Source organism: Shimia sp. W99 (assembly GCF_053851455.3).
Map to the genome: position 1 here is coordinate 2,209,706 of NZ_JBSQBU020000001.1, position 25,532 is coordinate 2,235,237.

Annotated in this window: 29 protein-coding genes; 18 read left to right on the forward strand and 11 right to left on the reverse strand. The window is 62.8% G+C overall.

The genetic code is table 11. The features are described 5' to 3' along the window. Positions 1-50: 50 nt before the first annotated feature. Positions 51-959, forward strand: a complete 909-nt coding sequence (locus ACS3QZ_RS10865; protein WP_456037838.1) for a helix-turn-helix domain-containing protein — start codon at positions 51-53, stop codon at positions 957-959. A 1-nt stretch (position 960) separates the two neighbouring features. Here ACS3QZ_RS10865 and ACS3QZ_RS10870 read toward each other — a convergent pair whose 3' ends face one another. The 6 genes from ACS3QZ_RS10870 to ACS3QZ_RS10895 form a co-directional block, all read right to left on the reverse strand. Then, positions 961-1,809, reverse strand: a complete 849-nt coding sequence (locus tag ACS3QZ_RS10870; protein WP_456037839.1) for a class III extradiol dioxygenase family protein — start codon at positions 1,807-1,809, stop codon at positions 961-963. Between the two features lie 12 nt (positions 1,810-1,821). Further along, on the reverse strand, positions 1,822-2,178 hold the full coding sequence (locus tag ACS3QZ_RS10875) for a protocatechuate 4,5-dioxygenase subunit alpha (RefSeq protein ID WP_456037840.1): 357 nt from the start codon (positions 2,176-2,178) through the stop codon (positions 1,822-1,824). Positions 2,179-2,193: 15 nt separating this feature from the next. Then, a complete protein-coding gene (locus ACS3QZ_RS10880) occupies positions 2,194-3,081 on the reverse strand; it encodes an amidohydrolase family protein (RefSeq protein ID WP_456037841.1) in 888 nt (295 codons plus the stop codon). Next, positions 3,078-4,124, reverse strand: coding sequence for a 4-oxalomesaconate tautomerase (locus ACS3QZ_RS10885; RefSeq protein WP_456037842.1), 1,047 nt, complete (start codon positions 4,122-4,124; stop codon positions 3,078-3,080). The genes ACS3QZ_RS10880 and ACS3QZ_RS10885 overlap by 4 nt, the downstream gene beginning before the upstream one ends. Before the next feature lie 81 nt (positions 4,125-4,205). Then, positions 4,206-4,898, reverse strand: a complete 693-nt coding sequence (locus ACS3QZ_RS10890) for a 4-carboxy-4-hydroxy-2-oxoadipate aldolase/oxaloacetate decarboxylase (protein WP_456037843.1) — start codon at positions 4,896-4,898, stop codon at positions 4,206-4,208. After that, positions 4,895-5,632 (reverse strand): PIG-L deacetylase family protein, encoded by a 738-nt coding sequence (locus ACS3QZ_RS10895; protein WP_093091002.1) that lies wholly within the window; start codon positions 5,630-5,632, stop codon positions 4,895-4,897. The genes ACS3QZ_RS10890 and ACS3QZ_RS10895 overlap by 4 nt, the downstream gene beginning before the upstream one ends. Positions 5,633-5,742: 110 nt before the next feature. Between ACS3QZ_RS10895 and ACS3QZ_RS10900 the strand changes: the two genes are divergently transcribed. The 8 genes from ACS3QZ_RS10900 (at position 5,743) to ACS3QZ_RS10935 (ending at position 11,285) form a co-directional block, all read left to right on the forward strand. Next, positions 5,743-6,972: a LysR family transcriptional regulator gene (locus ACS3QZ_RS10900; RefSeq protein ID WP_456037844.1), complete on the forward strand. Its 1,230-nt coding sequence runs from the start codon at positions 5,743-5,745 to the stop codon at positions 6,970-6,972. 100 nt (positions 6,973-7,072) lie between these two features. Then, complete coding sequence (locus tag ACS3QZ_RS10905; RefSeq protein WP_456037845.1) at positions 7,073-7,975, forward strand: NAD(P)-dependent oxidoreductase; 903 nt, start codon at positions 7,073-7,075, stop codon at positions 7,973-7,975. Positions 7,976-7,993: 18 nt separating this feature from the next. After that, a complete protein-coding gene (gene ligA, locus ACS3QZ_RS10910; RefSeq protein ID WP_456037846.1) occupies positions 7,994-8,398 on the forward strand; it encodes a protocatechuate 4,5-dioxygenase subunit alpha in 405 nt (134 codons plus the stop codon). After that, a complete protein-coding gene (locus tag ACS3QZ_RS10915; protein ID WP_456037847.1) occupies positions 8,398-9,252 on the forward strand; it encodes a class III extradiol dioxygenase subunit beta in 855 nt (284 codons plus the stop codon). The genes ligA and ACS3QZ_RS10915 overlap by 1 nt, the downstream gene beginning before the upstream one ends. A 10-nt stretch (positions 9,253-9,262) precedes the next feature. Beyond that, positions 9,263-10,207, forward strand: coding sequence for a Gfo/Idh/MocA family oxidoreductase (locus ACS3QZ_RS10920; RefSeq protein WP_456037848.1), 945 nt, complete (start codon positions 9,263-9,265; stop codon positions 10,205-10,207). 117 nt (positions 10,208-10,324) lie between these two features. Next, positions 10,325-10,684 (forward strand): dihydrofolate reductase family protein, encoded by a 360-nt coding sequence (locus tag ACS3QZ_RS10925; RefSeq protein WP_456037849.1) that lies wholly within the window; start codon positions 10,325-10,327, stop codon positions 10,682-10,684. 6 nt (positions 10,685-10,690) lie between these two features. Continuing rightward, on the forward strand, positions 10,691-10,864 hold the full coding sequence (locus ACS3QZ_RS10930; protein WP_456039332.1) for a dihydrofolate reductase family protein: 174 nt from the start codon (positions 10,691-10,693) through the stop codon (positions 10,862-10,864). Between the two features lie 121 nt (positions 10,865-10,985). After that, complete coding sequence (locus ACS3QZ_RS10935) at positions 10,986-11,285, forward strand: hypothetical protein (protein WP_456037850.1); 300 nt, start codon at positions 10,986-10,988, stop codon at positions 11,283-11,285. Between the two features lie 72 nt (positions 11,286-11,357). Here the strand turns inward: ACS3QZ_RS10935 and ACS3QZ_RS10940 are convergent, their stop codons facing one another. Next, positions 11,358-13,640: an adenosylcobalamin-dependent ribonucleoside-diphosphate reductase gene (locus tag ACS3QZ_RS10940; protein ID WP_456037851.1), complete on the reverse strand. Its 2,283-nt coding sequence runs from the start codon at positions 13,638-13,640 to the stop codon at positions 11,358-11,360. Positions 13,641-13,774: 134 nt separating this feature from the next. On the opposite strand from ACS3QZ_RS10940, the gene ACS3QZ_RS10945 reads away from it, so the two are divergent. Next, positions 13,775-14,206, forward strand: coding sequence for a DUF1489 family protein (locus ACS3QZ_RS10945; RefSeq protein WP_456037852.1), 432 nt, complete (start codon positions 13,775-13,777; stop codon positions 14,204-14,206). 15 nt (positions 14,207-14,221) lie between these two features. Here the strand turns inward: ACS3QZ_RS10945 and hisG are convergent, their stop codons facing one another. From hisG to ACS3QZ_RS10965, 4 genes are all read right to left on the reverse strand, one after another. Further along, on the reverse strand, positions 14,222-14,911 hold the full coding sequence (gene hisG, locus ACS3QZ_RS10950; RefSeq protein ID WP_456037853.1) for an ATP phosphoribosyltransferase: 690 nt from the start codon (positions 14,909-14,911) through the stop codon (positions 14,222-14,224). Continuing rightward, entirely contained in the window at positions 14,908-15,993 is a 1,086-nt protein-coding gene (locus tag ACS3QZ_RS10955) for an ATP phosphoribosyltransferase regulatory subunit (RefSeq protein WP_456037854.1), read from the reverse strand. Before ACS3QZ_RS10955 ends, hisG begins: the two co-directional genes overlap by 4 nt. Then, positions 15,993-17,483, reverse strand: coding sequence for a histidine--tRNA ligase (gene hisS, locus ACS3QZ_RS10960; RefSeq protein ID WP_456037855.1), 1,491 nt, complete (start codon positions 17,481-17,483; stop codon positions 15,993-15,995). Before hisS ends, ACS3QZ_RS10955 begins: the two co-directional genes overlap by 1 nt. A gap of 379 nt (positions 17,484-17,862) precedes the next feature. Then, entirely contained in the window at positions 17,863-18,666 is an 804-nt protein-coding gene (locus ACS3QZ_RS10965; RefSeq protein ID WP_456037856.1) for a crotonase/enoyl-CoA hydratase family protein, read from the reverse strand. A 101-nt stretch (positions 18,667-18,767) separates the two neighbouring features. On the opposite strand from ACS3QZ_RS10965, the gene ACS3QZ_RS10970 reads away from it, so the two are divergent. From ACS3QZ_RS10970 to ACS3QZ_RS11005, 8 genes are all read left to right on the forward strand, one after another. Then, a complete protein-coding gene (locus ACS3QZ_RS10970) occupies positions 18,768-18,962 on the forward strand; it encodes a SlyX family protein (protein ID WP_456037857.1) in 195 nt (64 codons plus the stop codon). 314 nt (positions 18,963-19,276) lie between these two features. Further along, the gene (locus tag ACS3QZ_RS10975; RefSeq protein ID WP_456037858.1) at positions 19,277-20,140 is read left to right on the forward strand and encodes a 5-bromo-4-chloroindolyl phosphate hydrolysis family protein; all 864 of its coding nucleotides are present in this window, start codon (positions 19,277-19,279) and stop codon (positions 20,138-20,140) included. Positions 20,141-20,162: 22 nt separating this feature from the next. Continuing rightward, the gene (locus tag ACS3QZ_RS10980; protein ID WP_456037859.1) at positions 20,163-21,362 is read left to right on the forward strand and encodes a toxic anion resistance protein; all 1,200 of its coding nucleotides are present in this window, start codon (positions 20,163-20,165) and stop codon (positions 21,360-21,362) included. 26 nt (positions 21,363-21,388) lie between these two features. Then, a complete protein-coding gene (locus ACS3QZ_RS10985) occupies positions 21,389-22,279 on the forward strand; it encodes a DUF2927 domain-containing protein (RefSeq protein WP_456039333.1) in 891 nt (296 codons plus the stop codon). Positions 22,280-22,309: 30 nt separating this feature from the next. Next, positions 22,310-23,437 (forward strand): SPFH domain-containing protein, encoded by a 1,128-nt coding sequence (locus tag ACS3QZ_RS10990; RefSeq protein WP_456037860.1) that lies wholly within the window; start codon positions 22,310-22,312, stop codon positions 23,435-23,437. A gap of 3 nt (positions 23,438-23,440) precedes the next feature. Next, positions 23,441-23,848 carry a Rid family hydrolase gene (locus ACS3QZ_RS10995; protein ID WP_456037861.1) on the forward strand — a complete coding sequence of 136 codons (408 nt, stop codon included), beginning with the start codon at positions 23,441-23,443 and terminating at the stop codon, positions 23,846-23,848. Beyond that, the gene (locus tag ACS3QZ_RS11000; RefSeq protein ID WP_456037862.1) at positions 23,845-24,378 is read left to right on the forward strand and encodes a cytochrome b; all 534 of its coding nucleotides are present in this window, start codon (positions 23,845-23,847) and stop codon (positions 24,376-24,378) included. The genes ACS3QZ_RS10995 and ACS3QZ_RS11000 overlap by 4 nt, the downstream gene beginning before the upstream one ends. Positions 24,379-24,425: 47 nt before the next feature. Further along, positions 24,426-25,532 carry a TFIIB-type zinc finger domain-containing protein gene (locus ACS3QZ_RS11005; RefSeq protein WP_456037863.1) on the forward strand — a complete coding sequence of 369 codons (1,107 nt, stop codon included), beginning with the start codon at positions 24,426-24,428 and terminating at the stop codon, positions 25,530-25,532.

The following is a 25,532-nucleotide window of genomic DNA, read 5'->3' on the forward strand; positions in this document are numbered from 1 at the left end:
TCCTCCTCTTGGGGTATGGTGACACAATACGGCGGCCTGGGATGAATTGAATGGACCAGACGGCCAAGAACTTGTACATTTCGAACATGAATCAACCCACCGCCGCCACGATCCTCAACTACAACCTGTTTGGTGAATCCGGCGATCTTCCCGACGTGGTGCATTGCGAAACCATCGAAGCGCGCTCACGACTGCACGATTGGGAATTCGCTCCCCACCGCCATGCGCGCCTACATCAGGTCCTGCTGCTGCAAGAGGGGGCCGGAACGGTGACGCTAGAGGGTCGGACACACCGGATCATTCCGCCCTCTTTTGTCAATATTCCAATGGGAATTGTGCATGGGTTCAGCTTCGAACCGGGCGCACGGGGACAGGTCATTACCATGGCGGTCGAAATGCTTGATGAGAGCCTGCGCCCATCCGAGGGTCTGAACCGCATTTTGGCGCGCCCGTTCGTGCGCGCCGCGCCCAAACCCGTTATGGCCACGCTTCTTGATATCGCGCGGGCCTTTGGCGGGCGCGACTTTGCCCGCGCCCATATCCTACGCGCCCACTGTGCGCTTTTGCTTGGACAGATCGCACAGACCCTTGCCCAGAACGAAACAACGCCGGAAACCAGTGATCGACCGGGTCTGCTCTCCCGGTTCGAAGCCTTGCTCGAAACCCATTTCCAGGACCACTGGACAGTGGCCGATTATGCCGATGCGCTGGCGGTCAGCCCCACGCATCTCAGCCGCATCACCCGCACCGCCACCGGGCGGCCCGCTTCACGCCTCATCGAAGAACGCATCATCCGCGAAGCCCGGCGCAACCTCGTCTATACAAACCTGCCTGTCTCAACCATCGCCTACACGCTTGGTTTCGAGGACCCGGCCTATTTCAGCCGTGTCTTTTCACGCGCAACGGGCCTGTCCCCGCGCGCCTTTCGGTCGCGGGCCGCCTCCGGCCCGCAAGACTGATTTAAGCCGCACATTCCAGCAACAATGTACCCGCCGCCGTGTTCGAGATCGGAATGTGATAATTCCGCGTGATCTCGGTCACGTCATCCCCAAGCGCCCCGCGCATCATCATCCACATCAGGAACTCGGTGCCCTGCGCCCCGGCCTTTTCAACCAGCTCCATACGGGAAATCTTGGTCAGCTCTTCCGGGTTCGACACGATGTTCTCAAGGCAATACTGGTCGAATTCCTTGTTGATGAACCCGGCCCGCTCACCGTCCAACTGGTGGCTCAGCCCCCCCGTGCCCAGGATCACGATCTTCGCATCCTCTGGGAAAGACCGCAGCGCCTTGCCCAGCGCCTTGCCGAAATCCAGCGCCCGTTTCAACGTCGGGATCGGGTGCTGAACCGTATTGGCGCTGATCGGAACGGCCTTTGGCATGTCCGGGTTGTTCGGTGCCCCCGGCCAGAACAGCTGCATCGGCACCACGAACCCATGGTCCACCGCCAGTTCCTGACACGAAGTAATGTCGAACTCGTCCGCCACCATGCTCTCGATGATATGCCAGCTCAGCTCCGGCGCGCCGGGGAACGGATCAAGGCTCGGCAGCCCCCAGCCCTCGTCCTCGTTGCGATATTCCTCGGCCGCGCCAATGGCAAAGGTCGGCATCTGGTCGAGAAAGAACCCAAGCCCGTGGTCGTTGTAGATATTCACCACATAGTCCGGCTTATGCTCCTTGATCCAGGCATGCACCTTCGGATAGCCGTCAAAGAACGGTTTCCAATAGGGATCGTCATAAAGCTCCTTCTGGATCGCGTTGCCCACCGCCGGAATATGCGAGGTGGTGATCCCGCCAAGTACTCTTGCCATGATCTTTCCTCCTCAGGCCTGGCTTTTCAGGAATTCCTGGAATTCCTCGGTGGTGCGGCCGGTCTGCAACCCGCCCACGTCCTGCACGCTCAGCTTGAAGATGCCGGCCAGCTTGGCGAGGTAATAGATGTTCCCCCCCGCTGCGATCATGCCCAGGATATCGCTGTTGCGAATGGCCTGTTTCTGCGCGTCGTTCAGACCGTATTTCTCCATCCAGCCTTCCGGATTGGCCTTGAAGGCCTCGCGGTTCTCGGCCTTGTTGAAGCCATAGCACATCTTGTTGAGCGCATAGCCTTTCATCGCCATCTTGCCGTCAAAGACCGTCGTACCTGGAATGTCGATATGATAGTCATGCGTATCGTGCGCCATCATCGTCCTCCTTGTTCAGCGGCCCCAATAGAGCCGCATGGGGTTATCCACGAGCAGTTTTCTCTGCTGCTCAGGTGTTCGCGTGATTTTCGGGATGTAATTGACCAATGCCCCGTCATCGGGCATGTGTGATTTCATGTTCGGATGCGGCCAGTCTGTGCCCCACAGGACCCGGTCCTCGAACCGGTCGACAATGGCTTGGTAAAACGGAATGACATCGTCATAGGGCGGACCCGCCTTGGTCAGGCGTTCCGGGCAGGTCACCTTGGTCCAGATGTTCTCGTTTTCGGCCATCAGGTTGATAAAACGTTCAAAATCAGGGTGTTCCACGCCCTTTTCCACGTCCGGGCGGCCCATGTGATCGACCACGATAATGCCTGGCAGCTGTTTCAGGAAGGGTTCCAGCTCCTCAAGATCGGCGGCCTCGAAATAGACCACGATGGACCAGCCAAATTCCTGAATCTTCTCGGCAATGCCGATGAACACCTCTTTGGGCGTGGCATCCACAAGCCGTTTGACAAAGTTGAAGCGCACCCCGCGCACCCCGGCCTCGTGCATCTCGGCAAGTTCCTCGCGGGTGACATCCGCCCCCACGCTCGCCACCCCGCGCGCAAGCTCCCCCGCGGCGCGACAGGCATCAACCATGGCGCGGTTGTCCTTGCCGTGGCAGGTGGCCTGCACGATCACGTTGCGCGAAAATCCCAGGTGATCGCGTAGCTCGAACAGCTTGTCCTTGCCCGCATTGCAGGGTGTGTACTTGCGCTCAGGCGCAAAGGGAAATTCCGGGCTCGGCCCGAAGACGTGGCAATGCGCGTCCACGGCACCCTCGGGCAGTACGAAATCCGGCTTTTTCGGGTTGGGGTGAAACACCAGCCAATCCGCGTCCATCACCTGTTCACTCATGCGAACACCTCTCCATCCATCAATTTCCGCGCCGTGCGCAGGATCGCCGCCTCGCGCACCGCACCAACATCATCCAGCGTCGCCACCACCGTCATTTCCCCCGTCGGGTGCTCAACCGACAATGTCCGCTCTTTCCCTGCGCCGCGTGCCGCAAGGTCACAGGCCACCGACCCGTCGATCAGACAAGCCGTCGCCACGCTCACCGCGCCCAAGACGCCAATTGTCTTGTGGCACCGATGCGGAATAAACGTCCGCGTGCCAATCGCCCCACCGTCGCGCGGCGCGCTCACCATGGTCATCTTCGGCACCGACTTCTCGGTCACATCGCCCAGATTCATCAGCGGCCCACAGGCCAGCCGGACCGCCTCCAGCCGGGCGCGCAAAGCTGCGTTGCCTTCCAGCTCTTCCGGCGTCTCCTCGCCGGAAACCCCCATGTCCGAGGCCCGCATCACCACACAGGGCATGCCGTTGTCGATCATGGTGACTTCGACGCCCTCGACCACGTCCAGCGCATTCCCGGTCGGCAGCAGTGCGCCACAGGACGACCCAGCCGTATCCTTGAAGGCAAGTGGCACCGCCGCCGCCGTCCCCGGCGCCCCGTCAATCCGCGCCGCCCCGGCATAGGACACCACACCCTCTGGTGTCGCCACCCGCGCCACCGCAACCTGCCCGGTGTTCTCCATGAAAATCACCACCGGCGTCTCACCATCCTGCGCCGCAACCAGCCCACGCTCAATGGCAAAGGGGCCAACCCCGGCCAGGATATTCCCGCAATTCTGCGCATCCGTCACAATCGGCTGATCCACGAAGACCTGCAAAAACAGGTAATCCACATCCACCCCGGCGCGCGCCGACCGCTTCACCACCGCCACTTTCGAGGTCAACGGATCGGCTCCGCCCATGCCGTCGATCTGGCGTGGGTCCGGCGAGCCCATGACACGCAGCAGGAAGGCATCGCGGTCTTCGGGCAGATCATCCGCAAGGAAATACCCGCCCTTGGACGTCCCCCCGCGCATCCACATGCAGCGCACGCCATCGCTCATTCCGACACCCTTTTCTTCATTTTGCCAAAAATACTCCGGGGGTCTGGGGGCTGGCCCCCAGCCTGCGCGCCGGCACGCCCCTCAGACGTATTTCAAACCCTTCTCGGCCAGCCGTTCCCGCATCCCATAGATGTCGAGACCCAGCTCCCCGGCTTCGAACCGCGCCCGCTTGGCGGCTTCGTTCGCTTCCCGCGCGCGGGCCTTTTCAAGCACCTCCGCCGCCTCTTCGCGGCGCACCACACAGACCCCGTCATCGTCAGCGACGATGATATCGCCGGGGTTCACCAAGGCATCAGCGCAGACCACCGGCACGTTAACCGATCCCAGCGTTTCCTTGATCGTGCCCTGCGCAAATACCGCCCTGGACCAGACCGGGAAATCCATCTCGCTCAGGTCACGCACATCCCGCACCCCGGCATCAATGATCAACCCGCGACAGCCCCGCGCCTTGGCCGAGGTCGCCAGCAGGTCCCCGAAATACCCCGCATTCGACGGCGTGATCGTGCCCAGCACCATCACGTCGCCTGCCTGCAATTGTTCGATCGCCACATGGATCATCCAGTTGTCACAAGGCGGGGCAAGGATCGTCACCGCAGAGCCGGCAATCCGCGCCCCGGCATAGATCGGGCGCATGTAATCGGCCAAAAGCCCCTTGCGGCCCTGCGCCTCGTGCACCGTGGCCACGCCACACTCCGCCAGACCATCAATGATCGCCTGATCGGCGCGTTCGATCTTTTGGACGACAACGCCCGTGGTTCCCGCCTGATAGGTCATTCCAGCTCATCCACCGTGCGCGGAAAGATCGTCTGGAACCCTTCGGCGTATTTCGCCGCGCGCCCCCCGGCCATCCCGCCCGAATTGCGACGGAAATGGTTGGCCCGGTTTTCAGCCACGTTCTTGTAGAAGTTCCACAGGTGCTCCTGCCCCTGCATGCACTGGATCGCGGCCCATTTCTTGTCCCAGACGTCCGTGATGTCGAGAAACACGCTCGGCTTCCATTCCATCTGTTCGGTCTGGTGCGGCTCGAACAGGTAAAGCTGTGGCGCGCCCAGAACCTTCTGTCCCGGGTTATGCCCCCAGGCTTGCGCGATCATCCGGCATTCCAGCGCAAATTGCGTCGTGTTCATGTGGTCCGTGTTGTAAGGGTCCCACTTGGAATGGCTCATCATGAATTTCGGCTGCACCTCGCGGATCACGTCCACCATGCGGTCCTGCGTCTCGCGGCCCAGATCGAGCGGGTAATCGCCGACGTCAAAGAATCGGATATCGTTCACACCCAGCGCCGCAGCCGCGTTTTCCGCTTCTTCCCGGCGCGCGGCCTTGACCCGCTCAAGCGTCATGCCCTCTTGCTTCCACAGTTTCGCGCTCTCCCCGCGCTCTCCATAGGACAGGCACACAACCGTAACCTCGTATCCCTTTTCCTGATGCAGCGCGATCGCGCCCCCGGCGCGCCAGACGAAATCGGCGGAATGCGCACTGATCACAAGCGCGGTTTTCTTGTCGGACATGTCCTGATGCTCCAAGCGTTTTCGTGATTTCCTCCACCCTACATCCTCACCCGCGCTATTGCCTATTTCGAAATCGGTTCCCAATATAAGGTTATGCTATAGGGGCCCAAATGCAGACTGGCTTTCCAAACATCCGCCACATGCGCGTCTTCCTCGAAGCGGCCCATACCGGCTCGGTATCCGCCGCGGCCGAACGCTGCCACCTCTCCCAGCCCGCCGCGACACAGGCCATCACCCGGCTCGAAACCGATCTCGGCACGCCGCTCCTGATCCGCCGCCGTCAGCAGTTTGCGTTGACCCCATGTGGTGAAGCCTTCGAAAAACGCGCCACAGCAGCGCTCAAGCACCTGTCTGATGGCGCGCGCGCCGCGCTGCGCAGTCAAGGCAAAACCGGACGCCGTCCCACCTTCGACCGCGCCGTCACAGCGGCCCAGTTGCGCACTCTCATTGCCATTGCAAACACCGGCAGCTTTACCGTCGCCGCGCGCCATCTTGACTTGTCTCAACCGACCGTGCACCGCGCCGCACGCAGCCTCGAAGCCCTTGCGGGCGTACCCCTCTTCACCGCCCGCCCGTCGGGTGTCGCGCTTACCCCCGCCGCCGAGGCTTTTGTGCTTGGGGCCAAGCTGGCTCAAGCAGAAATCCGGCAGGGCGTCGAAGAGATCAGCCGCGAACTGGGTGAGGATCAGGGGACATTTGTCCTTGGCAGCCTGCCCTTGGCGCGCACATCCATCGTCCCAAAGGCGATCCACGCCATGATCTCGGCGACCGCCGGTGTTCAGATCCGCGTCGTTGACGGGCGCTACCCGGAACTCCTGCGCTCCCTGCGCGAAGGCGATCTCGATTGCCTGATCGGCGCATTGCGATATCCGCCCCCGGCGGATGACATCACCCAAACCCTTCTGTTTCGCGACGCGCTGGCCATCGTTGCGCACCCCAACCACCCGCTGGCAGGGCGCTCCAACCTGAGGCTGGAGGATACGCTTGCCTACCCGTGGATTGCCCCACCCCGCGAAACACCTGCCGGGCAATACCTGTTTGACACGCTGCGCATTCATGAACGCGACCAAACCCCGGTGCGCGTGGTCTCGTCTTCGATGGTCACGCTACGCGGCATCCTCTCGCAAGGCGATTACATTTCCATCGTGTCCCGCCACCAGATCAGCGTCGATGAATCCCTCGGCATGATCACCGCGCTCGATATTCCTCTCGAAGGTCATTGCCGCGACATCGGCCTCACCATCCGAAGGGACTGGCGACCCACCGAAACCCAGGCTCAGTTCATTGAAAACCTGCACGAATTCAGCCGGTTTTCCGATGAAATCGTCCCCGCGACCTGACACCAACATAGCTTTTTTCAATATTCCCCCAGTCAATTGAATTGGCCGTACGGGGCGCGGAAATGCTAGCAAGGTGCGAAACCCAAGGAGACTGTCGCCCGTGCCCCCCAATCCCCCGAAACTCGCGTTCATCGGATTTGGCGAAGCGGCGCAGGCTTTCACGCGCGGATTGCGGCAGGAAACGGCGACGCTGGCCATCTCTGCCTTCGACATCAAGACAGAAGGGTCAGAGGCAGCAGCCAAAAGGGCCGATTACACCGCCGCCAACGTACAGGGCGCCGAAAGCAGCGCCACCGCAACCGTCGGCGCGGAACTTATCTTCTCGCTCGTCACTGCCGATCAGGCCGAGGCAGCCGCCAAGGCTGCGGCCCGCAGCGATCTCGACGGCGCGCTCTATCTTGACGGCAACAGCTGCGCCCCCGACGCCAAGCGCCGCGCGGCACAAATCATCACGGAGGCGGGCGGGCGTTATGTCGACTTGGCGATCATGACTCCGGTGCAACCGCACCTGCACAAATCCCCCTGTCTTCTGGCTGGCCCAGACGCCCAAATCGCGCAAGACATCACCCGCGCGCTCGGCATGGAAACCAAGCTCGCCGGGCAGGACATCGGCGCAGCTTCTACCCGCAAGATGGTGCGCTCCATCATGATCAAGGGGCTTGAGGCGTTGACGCTGGAATGCTTCCTCGCCGCACGCAAGGCCGGTGTCGAGGACCACATCCTCGCCTCGCTTGAAACCAGCTTTCCCGGTTTCGACTGGGCAACCCGCGCGCCCTACATGATCGAACGCAGCCTGACCCACGGCATCCGCCGCGCCGCCGAAATGCGCGAGGTGGCCCAGACCGTGACAGATCTCGGCCTTGACCCGCTCATGGCCACCGCCACTGCCGCCCGCCAGCAACAGATGGGCGATCTCAACCTCCATGCCACCACCATCGGCACGGACAATCTCGCCGCGCTCACCGACGCCATTCTCACCGCGCTTGCGGCCGAGCAACCTTAAGCGAACAGGAGGCCCGCCATGGCCATCAAGAAAGACTACGAGGACATCCCCGGCACGTTTGTCTTCGATGCGGACCGCGGGCGCGAGGGCTACCACCTCAACCAGTTCTGCATTTCCCTCCGCCTGCAAAAGAATCGCGATGCATTCAACGCCGACGAAGAAGGCTATCTCGACGCCTATCCCATGACGCCCGAACAGCGCGAGGCCGTGCTCAAACGCGAATGGAACCGTCTTTTGGAACTGGGCGGCAATATCTACTACACCAGCAAACTTGCCGCCAATGACGGCATCAATTTTCAGGATCTGGCGGGCATCATGACCGGCATGGGCCGCGAGGCCTATCGCGACATGATGCTCAACGGCGGCCGCTCTCCCAAGGGCAACCGCTACCAATCCGAATGGGACGAAAAGGAAACCGACTGATGGCCCGTATTACAGCCGGCGTGGGGTGTTCCCACGTGCCCGCCATCGGTGTCGCGATGGACACCGGGATCACCGAACAACCCTATTGGCAGCCCGTTTTCAAGGGTTTCGAGAAATCCCGCGAATGGATCAAGGAAAAGAACCCGGACGTCATTTTTCTTGTCTACAACGACCATTGCACCGTCTTTGATGCGTCCTGTATCCCGACTTTCGCTCTGGGATGTGCTGCCGAGTTCGCGCCGGCGGACGAAGGCTGGGGGCCGCGCCCGGTGCCCGTGGTCAAGAACCATCAGAAGATGGCCAGCCACATCGCCCAGTCGCTGATCTTGGATGAGTTTGACATCACCATCATGAACGAGATGGAGGTCGATCACGGCCTGACCGTGCCGCTCTCGGTGATGTATGGCGACAAGACCCCCGAGGACGAATGGCCCGCGCTGGTCATTCCGCTCTGCGTCAACGTCGTGCAATACCCGGCGCCCACCGGCAACCGCTGCTACAACCTTGGCAAAGCCATCCGCCGCGCGGTCGAGAGCTATGACGAAGACCTGAATGTCGTGATCTTCGGCACCGGCGGCATGAGCCACCAGTTGCAATACAAACGTGCCGGGCTGATCAACCAGGAATGGGATACCGCCTTCCTCGATCGGCTCACCTCCGACCCTGTCGGCCTGTCGCAGATGCCGCATGTCGAGTACCTGCGCGAAGCGGGTTCGGAAGGGGTCGAAATGGTCATGTGGCACGTCATGCGCGGCGCGCTTGATGACGACGTGACCGAAGTGCACCGCCATTACCATGTCCCGGCCTCCAACACCGCCGTGGGCCATATCATTCTCGAAAACAAAGAAAGCTGAGGACCAAAGCATGAGACTCTGCGTAGCTGGCGCATACGGCGCCTTTGGAATCAAACATCTTGACGCGCTAGCCGCGATTGACGAGGTCACCGTGACCTCGGTCATGGGTCCGACCAAGGCCAAGATCGAGGCCCTCGCCGCCGAACGCGGCATTCCCCACGCCGCCACCACGCTCGACGAATGCCTCGCCCGCGACGACGTCGACGCGGTGATCCTCGCCACGCCCACGCAAGTGCACGCCGAACAGGCCATCGCCTGCATGACGGCGGGCAAGCCGGTACTGATCGAGATTCCCATGGCCGACTCGCTGGAAGACAGCGAAGAGATTTGCCGCGTGCAAAAGGAAACCGGCGTTCTGGCCATGGCCGGGCAGGTGCGTCGTTTCAATCCCTCGCATCAGTGGATTCACAACAAGGTCGCGGCGGGTGAGCTTAAGATTCAGCAGATGGACGTGCAGACCTATTTCTTCCGCCGCTCCAACATGAACGCCAAGGGCGAACCGCGCAGCTGGACCGATCACCTGCTGTGGCACCATGCCTGCCATACCGTCGACCTGTTCCAGTACCAGACCGGCGAAACCGCGTCGCAGGCGTTCGGCCTCGAAGGCCCACACCACCCCGAGCTTGGCATCGCGATGGACATGGCGATAGGCATGAAGACCCCATCAGGCGCGATCTGCACCCTGTCGCTGTCGTTCAACAATGACGGGCCGCTCGGCACGTTCTTCCGCTATATCTGTGACAACGGCACCTATATCGCGCGCTATGACGACCTTTATGACGGCAACGAGAACCCGATTGACCTGTCGGACGTGGCTGTGTCCAACAACGGCATCGAACTGATCGACCGCGAGTTCATCGCCGCGATCAAGGAAGGGCGCGAACCCAACGGCACGGTGCATGACGTGCTCGACGCCATGCGCACGCTGGACCGGATCGAACGAAGCTTCGCGTGATTCCGCCTCATTCCGCAGTAAAACAGAGGTCGCCCCTGGGCGGCCTCTTTTCTTGTGGCCACCGCGCTATCGCCCTAGCCTGACCAGTATCAGCGACAGATGCCGAAGGTTTCCGCCATGCCCAATATCGTTTTCATCGCAACCAGCCTTGATGGTTTCATCGCTGACAAGAACGGCGGCTTGGACTGGCTGGAAAGCGTTCCCAACCCGGATGGCGACGACGGCGGCTTTGCCGCCTTCATGGAGCGCGTCGATGCCGTGGTCATGGGGCGGGTCACGTTTGAATCCGTGGTTGGGTTCGGCATAGGCTGGCCCTATCCCAAACCCGGTCTGATCCTCTCCAACTCCCAGACCATCGCCCCCGATGGCTTTGAGGACCATGTCCGCTTTGCCAGCGGCACACCCGCTGAAATCACCCGGATCGCGCGCCAGCTCGGCCACGAAACACTCTATATCGACGGCGGCGCCACGATTTAGAACTTCCTGCGCGATGATCTTATTGACGAAGTGATCATCACCGAGTTCCCATTGCTGCTTGGCGGTGGCACCCGCCTTTTTGGCCCGCTCGATCACCCTCTGATGCTTGACCTCGTGGGCACTGCAACGATGCGCGGGCAACTCCTGCAAAAACGGTATCGTCGCAAACGCTCCGGCTGAGAAGCGGGAAACAGCGCATCCTGCCCCGTCACACAAGCGTTTCTTGACGCAATTCGGACTCGCTTTCTACACTCGAGATATGGCGCGCGCCGAACGCGCCTGACAGAAAAGGAGGTCCGCAATGCATCCCGATCTGAAAGCCCGCCGTCGCATGGTGATCCATGCGTCCCGCGCCTACATGGTGGCTGACCTGTCCCTGCGCCGCGCACTCGAAGACGCGCGCGTCCTTGTCCCTGACGTGATTGACCACAATGTCTGGCGCATCGGCCATCCCGGCTCGCGCATCCGCCGCCTGTACGACGAACGCCACCGCGCGATGGAGCGCATGGAGGTCGCCCGTCTGAAGCTCGACCTCGCCCGCCGTCGCCTGATGGAGCGCCGCAGCCCACGCCAAGTGCTGGCGATCACCTATTCGGGTTGAAACGGACCGCACATGGCATCACGCGTCGATTACACAGCGCGCAATGCCACACACAAAGACATATTTAGCCGCTCACCCGCATTTCGAATGGCCGCAGCTCATGCAGGTCATGCAGCCTTCGACCATTTGCAGATCAAACTGACCACAGCTCGGGCAGGCCTTGCCGCGTGGCGCTTCGCCTACGGCCATCACCTGCGCCTGCGGGTCGGATTTGAGCCCCATGCCCTCACCCTCGATGAACCCGATGGCAATCATGTGGCGCTCAATCACGCCGCCAATCGCGGCGAGGATCGACGGGATGTATTTCCCCTCCATCCACGCCCCGCCGCGCGGGTCAAACACCGCCTTCAGCTCCTCGACCACGAAAGACACATCGCCCCCGCGCCGGAACACCGCCGAAATCATCCGGGTGAGCGCCAACGTCCACGCGTAATGCTCCATGTTCTTGGAGTTGATGAACACTTCGAACGGGCGGCGATGGCCGTTGATGATCACATCATTCACCGTAAGGTAAATCGCGTGCTCGCTATCGGGCCATTTAAGCTTGTAGGTCGCGCCCTCCAGCGACTGCGGCCGCTCCAGCGGCTCGGACATGTAGATCACTTCGCCTGAATCCGCGACGTGATCGGCGGGGTTCTCGCCCGGCGCTTGATCCTCTTTCTCGCTCACGGCCAAAACCGATCCGGTCACATCGTTGGGGCGATAGGTCGTACAGCCTTTGCAGCCCGTGTCCCATGCCTGCATGTAGACATCCTTGAACGCGTCAAAGCTGATGTCCTCGGGGCAGTTGATCGTCTTGGAGATTGAGGAATCGATCCATTTCTGCGCCGCCGCCTGCATCCGCACATGGGCCGACGGTTCCAGCGTCTGGGCATTCACGAAATACTCGGGCAACTCGCGGTCGCCAAACTTGTCACGCCACATCTGCACCGCGTAATCGACCACCTCTTCCTCGGTGCGCGATCCATCCTTTTGCAGCACCTTGCGCGTATAGGCATAGGCAAAGACCGGCTCGATCCCTGATGACACGTTCCCGGCATAAAGCGAGATCGTCCCGGTCGGCGCAATCGAGGTCAGCAGGGCGTTGCGGATGCCATGCTCGGCAATCGCCGCCTTTACGTCCTCATCCATTTGCGCAACCAACCCGCCCGACAGGTATTTCTCCTTGTCAAACAGCGGGAAAGCGCCCTTTTCGCGGGCCAGCTCCACCGACGCCAGATAAGACGCCCGCGCAATCGCCTTCATCCACGCTTCGGTCTGCGCCGCCGCGTCTTCGCTGCCATAGCGCAGGCCCAGCATCAGCAGCGCATCCGCCAGCCCGGTCACCCCCAGTCCGATCCGCCGCTTGGCCTGCGCCTCCGCAGCCTGTTCGGGCAGCGGGAATTTCGACGCGTCGACCACGTTATCCATCATCCGCACGGCGGTCGCGACCAGCTCGCTCAACTCCACCTCATCCAGCGCCGCGTCCCCCTCAAACGGGTTCTTCACCAGCCGCGCAAGGTTGATCGACCCCAGAAGGCAGGCGCCGTAGGGCGGCAGCGGCTGTTCGCCACAGGGGTTCGTCGCGGCGATGGTCTCGACATAGTTGAGGTTGTTCATCGCGTTGATCCGGTCGATGAAAATCACTCCCGGCTCGGCATAATCATAGGTCGACTGCATGATCTTGTTCCAAAGATTCCGCGCCTGAACCGTGTGATAGACCTTGTTGCCGAACTTCAGCTCCCACGGTCCATCCGCCTTGACCGCCTCCATGAAGGCGTCCGTGACCAGCACCGACATGTTGAACATGCGCAGGCGCGCCGGGTCGGACTTCGCAGTGATGAACTGCTCGATATCCGGGTGGTCACAGCGCATGGTGGCCATCATCGCACCGCGACGGCTCCCGGCACTCATGATGGTGCGGCACATCGCGTCCCACACATCCATGAACGACAGCGGCCCCGAGGCATCCGCCGCCACACCCATCACATCCGCGCCACGCGGGCGGATGGTCGAAAAATCATAGCCGATGCCGCCGCCCTGCTGCATGGTCAGCGCGGCCTCCTTCAGCATGTCGAAGATGCCCGCCATGCTGTCGGGAATCGTGCCCATCACGAAACAGTTGAACAGAGTCACGTTGCGCGCCGTACCCGCTCCGGCGGTGATCCGGCCTGCGGGAAGGTATTTAAAATCTTCAAGCGCGGAATAGAATCGCTCTTCCCAGACCTCGGGCTCTTTCTCCACCTTCGCCAGATCCCGCGCGATCCGGCGCCAGCTGTCCTCGACGCTGAGATCAATCGGCGCGCCATCGGCCTTCTTGAAACGGTATTTCATGTCCCAAATTTGTTCGGCGATTGGGGCAGCAAATCGGCTCATGCGGGGATCCTCGGTCGGTAGTCTGGCAGTTTTGGTGGCAAGCGGGATACGCACCCATGGGCGCGGAGATACACAATACCTTGAATGCCGACCCAAATCCACTACCATATGCGCCCTAATCTGTGGGGGACTCTGTGGATAACATCGTGAATCTGGTGAAATTGTCGGTCGGCTCGGAAAGCGTCGAGACCCTTGCCGACTGGCAAGCGACTCGCGCCGCCCAAAGCGAAGATGGCCTGCCCCGCCACGTCACCCGCATGTGGCCCAAACGCGAGGCCGAAATCCTGCGCGGTGGGTCGATCTATTGGGTCATCAAGGGCGCGATCCAGTGCCGCCAGCGCATCCTGCGCCTGGACGAGGTGATCGGCGCGGACGGCATCCGCCGCTGCGCCATCGTGCTCGACCCCGAGCTCCACCGCACCGTCTCCGCCCTCAAACGCCCCTTCCAGGGCTGGCGCTATCTCAAACCCGAAGACAGCCCCCCGGACCTCCCCAAGTCCCGCGAAAGCGACGACGCCCTGCCCGATGACCTGAACAGGGCCCTCGCCGAAATCGGGGTACTCTAAGCCGCGCAGGCAACCCTATCCCAACCGGTCCAACAACGCGCGCAACGTTGCCTTTTCCATGTCCGATACGTCGGCCACCCGGCTCCGCCACAGCGTCGCCTGCGACCGCAGGATCGGACCGTCCGACAGGATCTTGAGGTGATTGGCCCGCAATGTTTCCCCGGTCGAGGTGATATCCGCAACGCCCTCTGCGGTCAGGTTCTTGATCGTGCCTTCGGTCGCGCCCTGACTGTCGACAAGCTGGTAATCGGCCACGCCGTTGTCGCGCAGGTATTCCCGCACCAGCCGGTGATACTTGGTCGCGATCCTGAGCCGAAACCCGTGCCGCGCCCGGAACGCCGCCGCCGCCGCATCCAGATCGTCCAGCGTGTCCACATCAACCCAGCACCCCGGCACCGCGATGATCAGGTCGGCCTGACCAAAGCCCAATGGCTCGATCTCTTCCACCTGCTGTTCCCAGCGGCCCAGCTTTTCGCGGACAAGGTCCGTCCCCGTCACGCCCAGATGAATGCGCCCCGCCGCCAGTTCGCGCGGAATTTCCCCCGCCGACAACAGCACGAGGTCCACCCCGTCGATGCCCTCGACAGCCCCGGCATATTCCCGGTCCGAACCGGTCCGCGACAACTCCACACCGCGCGCCTTGAACCAGTCAAAGGTCTTTTCCATCAACCGCCCCTTGGACGGCACACCCAGCTTGATACTCATGCCCCGGCCTCCAGTTCGACCAACAGGCCCGGACGGATCACCCCGCCCACCGCCGGAATCTCGCTGCCCTGCCCCAGCACGCGGGTCAGCGCGTCATACCGCCCCCCCGATGCCAGCGGCGGCAGGTCGGGACGTCCCGGCACGTAAAAACCAAAGACAAACCCATCGTAATATTCCATCGACGTGCGCCCATAGCTGGCTTCGAACTCAAGGTTCGCCACATCGACGCCCCGCGCCGCCAGCGCCTCGATCCGTTCCTGCAGACGAAACATCGCCTCGGTGATCGCAGGCATATCCACCGCCAGATCGCGAATGTGCTCAAGCGCATAGGGCAGGGTTTCGCGCACGTTCAGCAGCGTGTCGATCAACCCGACCTCCCGCGCGCTGATCGGCGCGGCTTCGGCATCCTCGCGCAACGCCGCGATCCGTGCAGCCACTTCATCCTGAGAGCGCATCCCGATATCAGGAAAGTCATGCGCCATCGGGTCCGGATGTGCCAGCAACGCCGCGCGACTGGCGGGCACGGCACTGCGCCCGGAAAACCGGTCCAGCAAAGCCCGGAACCGCCGCGGCCGCCACACATGGCGCAACAGCGCCTGCTTGCGCCGCTCGGTCGTGTTCAGCCCGCGCACAGCCGCCGTCAGGATACCGATATCCCCCGTCGCCGCACGCAGGTTCACGCCCTTCAGCGCGTCCTGAATGACGGCAAAGGCCTCGGCATCCGCTGCCGCCGGGTTCTCCCGGTCAAACACCTCGTATCCGACCTGCATGTATTCGTTGGCCCGGTCCGGGTCGTCTTCCTGACGACGAAATACCTCGCCCGCATAGGTATAACGCGCCGGCTCCGCCCCGTGCGCCATGTGCATCTGCACCACCGGCACCGTAAAGTCGGGGCGCAGCATCTGTTCGCCGCGCAATGCGTCGCTCGTCACATAGGCCCGCGCCCGGATGTCCTCGCCATAAAGATCGAGAAGCACTTCGGCCGGTTGCAGGATCGCCGTTTCCACCGGTTTCGCCCCGGCCGCCTCGAACCCATCGCGCAGCGCGGCTGCGCGGGCCCGGATTTCCGCTTTCTGAGGCATCAGTCGTCCTGCCCTTCCAAGATTTCGCGCACCTTGGCCACAAGATCACCACGCGCCACTTCGAACTGGCTCGGGCGCTCTTTCCATTCTTCCAACGTGGCGCTCTCGGCAATCTTGGCCCCAAGGATAAGGTCCTTGATCTGCACCACGCCCCGGTCCTTCTCATCCCCGCCTTCGATCACGGCAACCGGCGAGTTGCGCTTGTCGGCGTATTTGAGCTGGTTGCCAAAGTTCTTCGGGTTGCCAAGATACACCTCGGCGCGAATGCCCGCATTGCGCAGCTCCGCCACCATCGCCTGATAATCCGCCATCCGGTCGCGATCCATCACGGTCACAACCACCGGCCCCTTGACCGCGCCACCGATCCGGCCCTTCTCACGCAACGCCGCCAACAGGCGATCCACGCCGATCGACACCCCCGTCGCAGGCACCGCCTGCCCGGTAAATCGTTTCACGAGGTCATCGTAACGCCCACCGCCCGAGACCGACCCGAACTGACGCTTGCGCCCTTTCTCGTCGAAAATCTCGAACGTCAGCTCGGCCTCGTAAACCGGCCCAGTGTAATAGCCCAAACCCCGCACGACGCTGGGGTCAATCTCGATCCGGTCCGCCCCATAGCCACCCGCAGCCAGCAACTCGCCAATCTGTTCCAACTCGGCAATCCCCTCGGCGCCAATTTTGGACTCACCGACAGCACCGCGCAGGTTGGCAAAGGTCTTGGCAACGTCGTCGGCTTTCGAGGTCAGGAAGGCGATCACCGGCTCCGCCTGATCCTCGCTCAGCCCGACACCGTCGATAAACGCGCCCGACGCATCCAACCGCCCCTTGGTCAGCAACTCGCGCACGCCCTGCTCACCCACCTTGTCGAACTTGTCGATGGTGCGCAGTACGTTATCGCGCGCGCCTTCCCCCTCGGGCAAGCCCATCGCTTCCAGAACACCATTCAGGACCTTCCGGTTGTTCACCCGCACAAGGTAATCCCCGCGCGGAATGCCGACGGTCTCCAGCGTATCGGACAGCATTGCGCAAATCTCGGCGTCGGCGGCCATGCTCGCCGTACCCACGGTGTCCGCATCACATTGATAAAACTGGCGATATCGACCGGGTCCGGGCTTTTCATTGCGCCACACCGGACCCATCGCATAACGACGATAGGGGGTCGGCAAATCATTGCGGTGCTGCGCATAAACCCGCGCCAAAGGTGCCGTCAGGTCATAGCGCAGCGCCATCCAGTCGCCGTTTCCGTCTTCATCCGATTCCTGCCACGCGAAGACACCTTCGTTGGGGCGGTCCACGTCGGGAAGAAACTTGCCCAGCGCCTCGACGGTCTCCACCGCGCTCGATTCCAACGCCTCGAACCCATAGCGATGATACACCCCGGCAATCTGATGCAGCATCTCGGCACGCTCGCTCACTTCGGCGCCGAAATAGTCGCGGAACCCCTTGGGCGTGATCGCCTTGGGGCGGGGGGCTTTCTTCACTTTGGCCATGGCACAGGTCCCTTCGGAATGCGGTCGCCCACGCCTTTACCCAAAGCCCCGCACAGGGGCAAGCAAACCCTCTGTCGCAGACCCGCTTTCGCCCCGCGTTCCAGCCCGAAAAATCACTGACCCGAAGGCGCTCCGGGATCGAGACGCGCAAGCATGACGAAATACGTCACACGGGGAATCCTGCTCCAAAAAGCCGCTCCAGCCCGCGTCGCACCTCGATGGCGTCACCATCACTGGCGCACGGCATCTGGTTCATTACGGCCTTTCACACCACCCCGAGACATACGCCGACCCGCCACTTTCTTTTCCACAAATACCCTCGGGGGGAGCGTTTCCAAACCCCGTTTGGAAACCGGGGGGGGGCAGACAGCCCCCTGCTTCAGATGTCACCAAAACTGCCGCCGCGGCCTTTTCCGGACGCAAATCGCGCCGCCCCGGCCGCCCCCTCGGCGGCAAACGCCGCGAAAGACGCCCATTCCCGGCGCAGCGCCGACGCCAGCTCAACACCGGAAAGACGCGCCGACACATGATCCGCCCGCATACAGGCCTGCGGAAACCGCGCCAGCCCCTCGGCCAGGTCCAGCGCCGCCGCTAGGGCCTGCCCCTCCGGCACCACCCGATCCGCCAACCCCATCGCCTGCGCTTCGACAGCCCCCACGGGGCGCCCGGTCAGGATCAGGTCACTGGCCCGCCCCTGCCCAACGAGACGCGGCAGGCGCACGGTCCCGCCATCAATCAATGGCACGCCCCAGCGACGACATAACACTCCGAACACCGCGCTCTCGGACGCCACCCGCATGTCACACCACGCCGCCAGCTCGATCCCCCCGGCCACGGCATAGCCCTCCACGGCGGCGATCACCGGCTTCGTCAACAAAAGCCGCGACGGACCCATCGGCCCCGGCAAGGGCTGCGCCGCCGCGTCCACCCAATCGTCCGGCATCTGCACCTGCGACAGCCAATCCGCGCTATCGCCCCCGGCGGCGGCCTTGAGGTCATAGCCCGCGCAGAAATGCCCCCCGGCACCTGTAAACACAGCGACATCGACCGCATCGTCCCGCTCAAAGGCGCAGAACGCCTCGAACAGCGCCCGCGCCGTCTCCGGGTTCACCGCATTGCGCGCCTCGGCGCGATGGATCGTCACCACCCGCACCCGGCCCACCGTTTCCAAGCTGATCGTCATGTCCTGTCCTCCCCCACCAACCCCAGCACGCCGCGTGGCCCCCACGCAAACAAAACGCCGCGTCGCTTGACGCGCCCGCGCGCCGGGGCTAGCCACACCTCATGGAAAAGCTTGAAGAACAGATCGCCCACCTGATCCGCGTCGTCGAAGACCTCAGCGACGTGGTCGCCCGTCAGGATCAGGAAATCGCCCTCCTGACCCGCCGCGTCGCCCTGCTTCTCGAACGCGAAGCCAGCCGCGAAGCCGAAGGCACCGGTGGGGTGGTTTTGGGGGATGAACGCCCGCCGCATTACTAGGCGCGCGACCGGGACAATCGGGATGCGGGGGCCAGCCCCCGCTTGAGCCTGCGGCTCAATTCACCCCCGGGGTATTTTCGAGCATTGAGAAGGAAAAGGCATCTTGCGCAAAAAGCGGGCGCGGCGCGGGCCGGGGATTCCCGCTGCTGACGCGGACGCCGCAAACTTCCCCCTAGCCATTCCGCCCCATAGTTCCTAGATTTCTAACGGATTCAACAAAGGGGCAAACGCATGTCCGGAACCGGATTACAAAAGCTTTCGTTTGTTCTTCTTGTCATCCTCATCCTCTATGTGTCGATCGCAGGAGGCGTGTGATGGCGCAAAAATTCGGCGGGAAATACAGCCCCGACAGCACGCCCCAGCCCGAAGCCTTTCAGGGCGCGCGGCGCAGCCGTGCCGGGGGGCGCGTCAACCTGTTGTTCCTCGCCCCGCTTCCGCTGATCTGGCAGGCTTTTGGCAATGGCCCTTCCGCGCTGGTGCTCAACCTCGCCGCCCTTGGCACCCTGCTTCTGGCTGCGTGGCTGACCCGCGAGGGGCTCCTCGCGCAAGAGGCATACGAGGCGCGCAAGGTGGCCCGCCGCCCCGCCCTGCCGCGCAAGATCCTCGGTTCCCTGCTTACCGGGGCCGGTCTTGCCGTGGCGGGATTTGCCTCCAGCGGTGATCTCCTTGCGCCTCTGGCCTATGGCATCGTCGGCACGGTCCTGCATTTCCTTGCCTTCGGCCCCGACCCGATGCGCAACAAGGGGCTCGAAGGTGTCGACCTGTTTCAGACCGACCGCGTTGCCCGTGCCGTGGATGAGGCCGAAGATCACCTGCGCGCCATGTCCGATGCCATCAAACGCGCCGGCGACCGCACGCTGGAGGGGCGCGTCGAGCGCTTCCAACAAGCCGCCCGCGCGCTTTTTCGCACCGTCGAGAACGATCCGCGCGACCTCACGGCGGCCCGCCGCTATCTTGGCGTCTACCTGCTTGGTGCGCGTGACGCGACGGTCAAATTCGCCGACATCTATGCCCGCACCCGCAACGCCGAAGCCCGCGCCGACTACGAGGAGCTGCTCGATGACCTCGAAGAGAATTTCGCCTCCCGCAACCAGAAACTGCTGCTTGATGACCGCAGCGACCTGACCGTTGAAATCGACGTTCTGCGCGAACGCCTGCAACGCGAAGGCGTGCGCTAATCCTTTCAGAAAGGGGAACCCCATGTCCGACACCACCCGCCAGAAGGCCGAAGCTGCCCTTGCCGAGCTGGAAACCGTGACCGCCGTGGAACTCGCGGAACCGGTTGACGCCGACGCCATCGTGCCGCTCGAACAGGCCGACGCGCCGCTCAGCGCCGAAATCACCAGGCGCATTGCGGAACTCGACATGAACGACACCAACTCGATCGTGTCCTTCGGCTCCGGCGCACAGGCCGAGCTTCAGGAGATCAGTCAGGCCATGCTGCAGGATGTGCGCAACAAGGATGTCGGCCCCGCCGGGGACAGCCTGCGCAACATCGTCACCACAATTCGCGGTTTTTCCGTCTCCGAACTCGACGTGCGCCGTGAACGCTCCTTCTGGGAAAAGCTGCTGGGCCGCGCCGCGCCCTTTGCCAAGTTCACCGCCCGCTACGAAGAAGTTCAGGGCCAGATCGACAAGATCACCGACAACCTGCTGAACCACGAGCACAAGCTGCTGAAAGACATCAAGTCGCTTGACCTGCTCTATGACAAGACACTGAATTTCTACGACGAACTGGCGCTCTATATCGCCGCGGGCGAAGCCAAGATCGCCGATCTCGACGCCACTGACATCCCCGCCGCCGAAGCCGCCGTGCAGGAAGCGGATGAAAACGCGCAGGTCATGAAGGCACAGGAACTGCGTGATCTGCGCGCCGCTCGCGACGATCTCGAACGCCGGGTGCATGACCTCAAGCTGACCCGTCAGGTGACCATGCAATCCCTGCCCTCGATCCGCCTTGTGCAGGAAAACGACAAGTCGCTCGTGACCAAGATCAATTCGACGCTGGTCAATACCGTACCGCTCTGGGAAACCCAGCTGGCACAGGCCGTCACCATCCAGCGCAGCGCCGAGGCGGCGGCGGCCGTGCGCGACGCCAATGACCTGACCAACGAACTTCTAACCTCGAACGCCAAGAACCTGCGCGACACCAACAAGATGGTGCGCGAAGAGATGGAGCGCGGCGTATTCGACATCGAGGCCGTGAAACAGGCCAATGCCGACCTGATTGCCACCATCAACGAAAGCCTCCAGATTGCCGACGAAGGCAAGGCGCGCCGCGCCGCCGCCGAAGAGGAGATGAAGAAGATGGAGGCCGAATTGCGCGACACGCTGGCCGCCGCCAAGGCACGTCAGACCGGGCTGGGGGACACCACGGCCGGGGCTGTGCCCAAGGCGTGAGGCCCCTCGCGACCATATTGGCAACAATGGCCCTTGGCGCGCTGGTCGCTTGCGACAGCGTGCCAACAACCACGCCCAAACCGGTGGCCCCGGCGCCGGCCAAGCCCTCGCAGGCGAGCGAATCCTTGCGCAACTACTATGCGCATGTGCAATCCGACCTGCTGGCGCGGGGCTTGTTACGCACCGATGGCGGCGGACCGGACACGCCCTTTACCCCGGACATGTTGGCCCGCAATTTCGAACGCATCGCATTTTATGATGAATACGCCCTGAACCGGGGTCTGCGTGCGTCGAACGGGCGCGCGGGAACCCTGCGCCGCTGGTCCGGTCCGGTGCGCGTCAATGTCGAATTCGGCCCCTCGGTGCCCGAATCCATCCGCGCCACCGACAAGGCCACGGTGAACGCCTATGTCCCCCGCCTTGCCAACATCACCGGCCATCCGATCACCATGTCCGCGCGTCGCCCCAACTTCCATGTCCTCGTGATGAGCGCCGACGACAACCCAACGATCGACGCCCGCCTGCGCCAGATCGTGCCCGGCGCCAATGCCTCGACCCGCGCCCTGTTCCAGGATGTGCCGCGCAATATCCATTGCCTCGTGGCCGCCTTCTCCTCGGACAACAACGCGGGCAACTATACCACCGCTATCGCCCTGATCCGTGCCGAGCATCCCGACCTCATGCGCAAATCCTGCATCCACGAGGAAATCGCGCAGGGTCTGGGCCTCGCCAATGACAGCCCCGAGGCCCGCCCCTCGATCTTCAACGATGATGACGAGTTCGCCTTCCTGACTACCCATGACGAGATGCTGTTGTCCATGCTTTACGACGACCGGCTCGCCATCGGCATGCCACTGGAACAGGCCCGCCCCGTCATTCACATACTGGCCCGCGAACAGACGGGTCGCATATACTGAATTCAGGACCACCCGAAAGGACTCTCTCCCATGGGCATTTTCGATTTTCTCACCGGCGAATTCATCGACGTCATTCACTGGGTCGACGACACCCGCGACACGCTTGTGTGGCGGTTCGAACGTGAAGGCCACGAGATCAAGTACGGCGCCAAGCTGACCGTGCGCGAAGGACAGGCCGCCGTGTTCGTGCACGAAGGCCAGCTTGCGGATGTCTTCACCCCCGGTCTCTACATGCTCGAGACCAACAACATGCCGATCATGACCACCCTGCAACACTGGGATCACGGCTTCAAAAGCCCGTTCAAATCGGAAATCTACTTCGTCAACACCACGCGCTTTGCCGATCTGAAATGGGGCACCAAGAACCCGATCATGGCGCGCGACCCCGAGTTCGGCCCGGTCCGCCTGCGCGCCTATGGCACCTATGCGATCCGCGTGATCGACCCGGCCCGCTTCCTGACCGAGATCGTCGGCACCGACGGCGAATTCACCATGGACGAAATCTCGTTCCAGATCCGCAATATCATCGTGCAGGAATTTTCCCGCGTGATCGCCGGTTCCGGCATCCCGGTTCTGGACATGGCCGCCAACACCGCCGATCTGGGCAAGCTGGTCGCGGCGGAAATCTCGCCCACACTGGCGGAATACGGCCTCTCCATGCCTGAACTTTACATCGAGAATATCTCCCTGCCCCCCGCCGTCGAAGAGGCGATGGACAAGCGCACCTCGATGGGCATCGTGGGCGATCTTGGCAAATACACGCAATTCTCTGCCGCCGAAGCCATGACCGCCGCCGCCCAGACACCCAATTCCGGCATGGCTGCCGGGCTGGGCGCCGGGATGGGCATGGCCATGGCGCAACAGATGGCCAATACCGGTCCGTGGGGCGCCCGCCCCAGCGCGGCACCCGCGCCGCAAGCCACCCATGCGGCCCCGCCCCCGCCACCTCCGGTCGAACATGTCTGGCACATCGCCGAAAACGGCCAGACCCGCGGTCCTTTCTCCAAGGCCGCCCTGGGGCGCATGGCCGCCGCCGGGGAACTCACCCGCGAAACCCATGTCTGGACCGCGGGTCAGGACGGCTGGAAATATGCCGAGGACGTGGCCGAACTGGCGCAGCTCTTCACCATCCTGCCGCCCCCGCCCCCCGGAGCCTGAGCCTTGCGTGATGTAATCGTGCCCGAGGCGCTGCGCGACGCCGTCGCCGCCTCGGGCTTCTCTCCGGCTGTGCGGGCGGGTGATTTCCTGTTCCTGACTGGCGCCACGGGCGGCCGGGCGGATGGGACGATGCCTGACACCGCCGCTGAACAGACTGACATCGCCCTCGCCAAGGTGCTCGAAATCCTGAGAACGGCGGGCGGTACGGCTGGCTCGGTGGTCGAATTGACCAGCTATCACACCGATATCGACGCGGATTTTTCCGCGGTCGACACCCGCCTGCGTGCCATTTTGCACGAGCCCCTGCCCGCATGGACCGCCGTCGAGGTGGCCAAGCTGCGCCGCCCCGGCGCACGCGTCGAATTCCGAATCGTCGCCCACCTGCCCCAACCATCGGAGACCGCCCCGTGACCCGTCGCACACTCCTGAAATGGCTGCATTGGCTCGCCGCCGGTCTGATCCTCTATTTCTTTCTCGTGGAACCCGAAGAGGTGCGCGGCGCGGCCCAGAAGGGCGCCGCCCTCTCCACCCATGCGGGCATGGGGATGCTGCTTGGCCTTGTCACCGCGCTTTGGATGGGCATGTTCTGGTCCAAGGGCCTTGCCGGTCGCCCCGGTCCCAAGCTGCCCGGCTGGGGCAAACGCTTTCACAGCCTCTCGCACAAGGCCCTGCAATACGGCTTGCCGATCATGGTCGCCACTGGCGCCCTCACGGGGCTGGCCGCGCCCTTCATGATCCGCGCCTTCGGCGTGCTGCCGATCACCCCCGGAACCGCGCCCAAGGGCCTGCACAAGCTGGCCGAGGAAGTGCACGAGATTGCCTTCAACACCCTGCTTGTCCTGATCATCGCCCATATCGCGTTCCACCTCTGGCGGCATTTTGTCCTCAAGGACAACGCCCTGCGCATCATGGTTCCCAGGGCCTTGCACAAATACCTCTGATCCTGCTTTCATTACCCCCATGGAACTTTCCCCCGGAAACCCGCCTCATGTCCGCCACACCGCCGCCCGCCCCACAGGAAACCCACCGTTTTCCCTGTCCCCAATGCGGCGCCGACTACCGCTTTGCCCCGCGCGAGGCCAAGCTGGTCTGCGATCATTGCGGCCACGAGGAACCCATGGAACAGGGCGACCGCGCCGCCGCGATCACGGAACTCGATTTCAGACAGGCGTTGGCCGATCAACTGCCACAGGCCGAGATCGTCGAAACCCGCATCTCGACCTGCCCCAACTGCGCCGCGCATGTCACCTTTGACGGCGACACCCACGCCACGGAATGCCCCTTCTGCGCGACGCCCGTCGTGGTCGACACCGGCACCCACCGCCTGATCAAGCCGCGCGCCGTGCTGCCCTTCCAGCTTGACGAACGCACGGCCCACAAGGCCATGAATGACTGGCTGGGCAGGCTCTGGTTCGCACCAAGCGGGCTCAAGGAATATGCCCGCAAAGGGCGCAAGATGGATGGCATCTACGTCCCCTACTGGACCTATGACGCCGATACGAAATCGAGCTATTCCGGCGAACGCGGCACCATCTACTACGTCACCCAAACCGTCATGCAGGACGGCAAGCGCGTGCAGAAACAGGTCCAGAAAATCCGCTGGACCCCGGCCTCTGGCCGGGTCAAACGCTGGTTTGACGACGTGCTGGTGCTGGCCTCCCGCGCCCTGCCCAAATCCTATACCGACGCGCTCCAGCCCTGGGATCTCTCCGCGCTCGAACCCTACAGCCCTGAATACCTCGCCGGGTTCCAGGCCGAAGGCTACACGATCGCCCTTGAAGACGGCTATGATCACGCCCGCGCTCATATGGACGCCGTGATCCGTCGCGACGTGGCCTTTGACATCGGCGGCGACCGCCAGCGCATCCACCAGATTTCCACCAAGGTCAGCGACGTGACCTTCAAGCACATCCTGCTTCCGGTCTGGATGGCCGCCTACAAGTACCGCGGCAAATCCTACCGTTTCGTCGTCAATGGCCAGACCGGCCGCGTTCAGGGCGAACGCCCATGGTCGGCGTGGAAAATCGCCTTCGCCGTCCTGCTCGGGGCCATTGCAGCCGCTGGAATTGGCTATATCATCGCCCAGAACCAGTAA

Bases quoted from the DNA above. Each gene is read 5' to 3' on its own strand.
- ACS3QZ_RS10865 (WP_456037838.1), top strand. From the start codon at position 51: ATGGACCAGACGGCCAAGAACTTGTACATTTCGAACATGAATCAACCC.
- ACS3QZ_RS10870 (WP_456037839.1), bottom strand. From the start codon at position 1,809: ATGGCAAGAGTACTTGGCGGGATCACCACCTCGCATATTCCGGCGGTG.
- ACS3QZ_RS10875 (WP_456037840.1), bottom strand. From the start codon at position 2,178: ATGGCGCACGATACGCATGACTATCATATCGACATTCCAGGTACGACG.
- ACS3QZ_RS10880 (WP_456037841.1), bottom strand. From the start codon at position 3,081: ATGAGTGAACAGGTGATGGACGCGGATTGGCTGGTGTTTCACCCCAAC.
- ACS3QZ_RS10885 (WP_456037842.1), bottom strand. From the start codon at position 4,124: ATGAGCGATGGCGTGCGCTGCATGTGGATGCGCGGGGGGACGTCCAAG.
- ACS3QZ_RS10890 (WP_456037843.1), bottom strand. From the start codon at position 4,898: ATGACCTATCAGGCGGGAACCACGGGCGTTGTCGTCCAAAAGATCGAA.
- ACS3QZ_RS10895 (WP_093091002.1), bottom strand. From the start codon at position 5,632: ATGTCCGACAAGAAAACCGCGCTTGTGATCAGTGCGCATTCCGCCGAT.
- ACS3QZ_RS10900 (WP_456037844.1), top strand. From the start codon at position 5,743: ATGCAGACTGGCTTTCCAAACATCCGCCACATGCGCGTCTTCCTCGAA.
- ligA (WP_456037846.1), top strand. From the start codon at position 7,994: ATGGCCATCAAGAAAGACTACGAGGACATCCCCGGCACGTTTGTCTTC.
- ACS3QZ_RS10915 (WP_456037847.1), top strand. From the start codon at position 8,398: ATGGCCCGTATTACAGCCGGCGTGGGGTGTTCCCACGTGCCCGCCATC.
- ACS3QZ_RS10920 (WP_456037848.1), top strand. From the start codon at position 9,263: ATGAGACTCTGCGTAGCTGGCGCATACGGCGCCTTTGGAATCAAACAT.
- ACS3QZ_RS10925 (WP_456037849.1), top strand. From the start codon at position 10,325: ATGCCCAATATCGTTTTCATCGCAACCAGCCTTGATGGTTTCATCGCT.
- ACS3QZ_RS10935 (WP_456037850.1), top strand. From the start codon at position 10,986: ATGCATCCCGATCTGAAAGCCCGCCGTCGCATGGTGATCCATGCGTCC.
- ACS3QZ_RS10940 (WP_456037851.1), bottom strand. From the start codon at position 13,640: ATGAGCCGATTTGCTGCCCCAATCGCCGAACAAATTTGGGACATGAAA.
- hisG (WP_456037853.1), bottom strand. From the start codon at position 14,911: ATGAGTATCAAGCTGGGTGTGCCGTCCAAGGGGCGGTTGATGGAAAAG.
- ACS3QZ_RS10955 (WP_456037854.1), bottom strand. From the start codon at position 15,993: ATGCCTCAGAAAGCGGAAATCCGGGCCCGCGCAGCCGCGCTGCGCGAT.
- hisS (WP_456037855.1), bottom strand. From the start codon at position 17,483: ATGGCCAAAGTGAAGAAAGCCCCCCGCCCCAAGGCGATCACGCCCAAG.
- ACS3QZ_RS10965 (WP_456037856.1), bottom strand. From the start codon at position 18,666: ATGACGATCAGCTTGGAAACGGTGGGCCGGGTGCGGGTGGTGACGATC.
- ACS3QZ_RS10970 (WP_456037857.1), top strand. From the start codon at position 18,768: ATGGAAAAGCTTGAAGAACAGATCGCCCACCTGATCCGCGTCGTCGAA.
- ACS3QZ_RS10975 (WP_456037858.1), top strand. From the start codon at position 19,277: ATGGCGCAAAAATTCGGCGGGAAATACAGCCCCGACAGCACGCCCCAG.
- ACS3QZ_RS10980 (WP_456037859.1), top strand. From the start codon at position 20,163: ATGTCCGACACCACCCGCCAGAAGGCCGAAGCTGCCCTTGCCGAGCTG.
- ACS3QZ_RS10985 (WP_456039333.1), top strand. From the start codon at position 21,389: ATGGCCCTTGGCGCGCTGGTCGCTTGCGACAGCGTGCCAACAACCACG.
- ACS3QZ_RS10990 (WP_456037860.1), top strand. From the start codon at position 22,310: ATGGGCATTTTCGATTTTCTCACCGGCGAATTCATCGACGTCATTCAC.
- ACS3QZ_RS11005 (WP_456037863.1), top strand. From the start codon at position 24,426: ATGTCCGCCACACCGCCGCCCGCCCCACAGGAAACCCACCGTTTTCCC.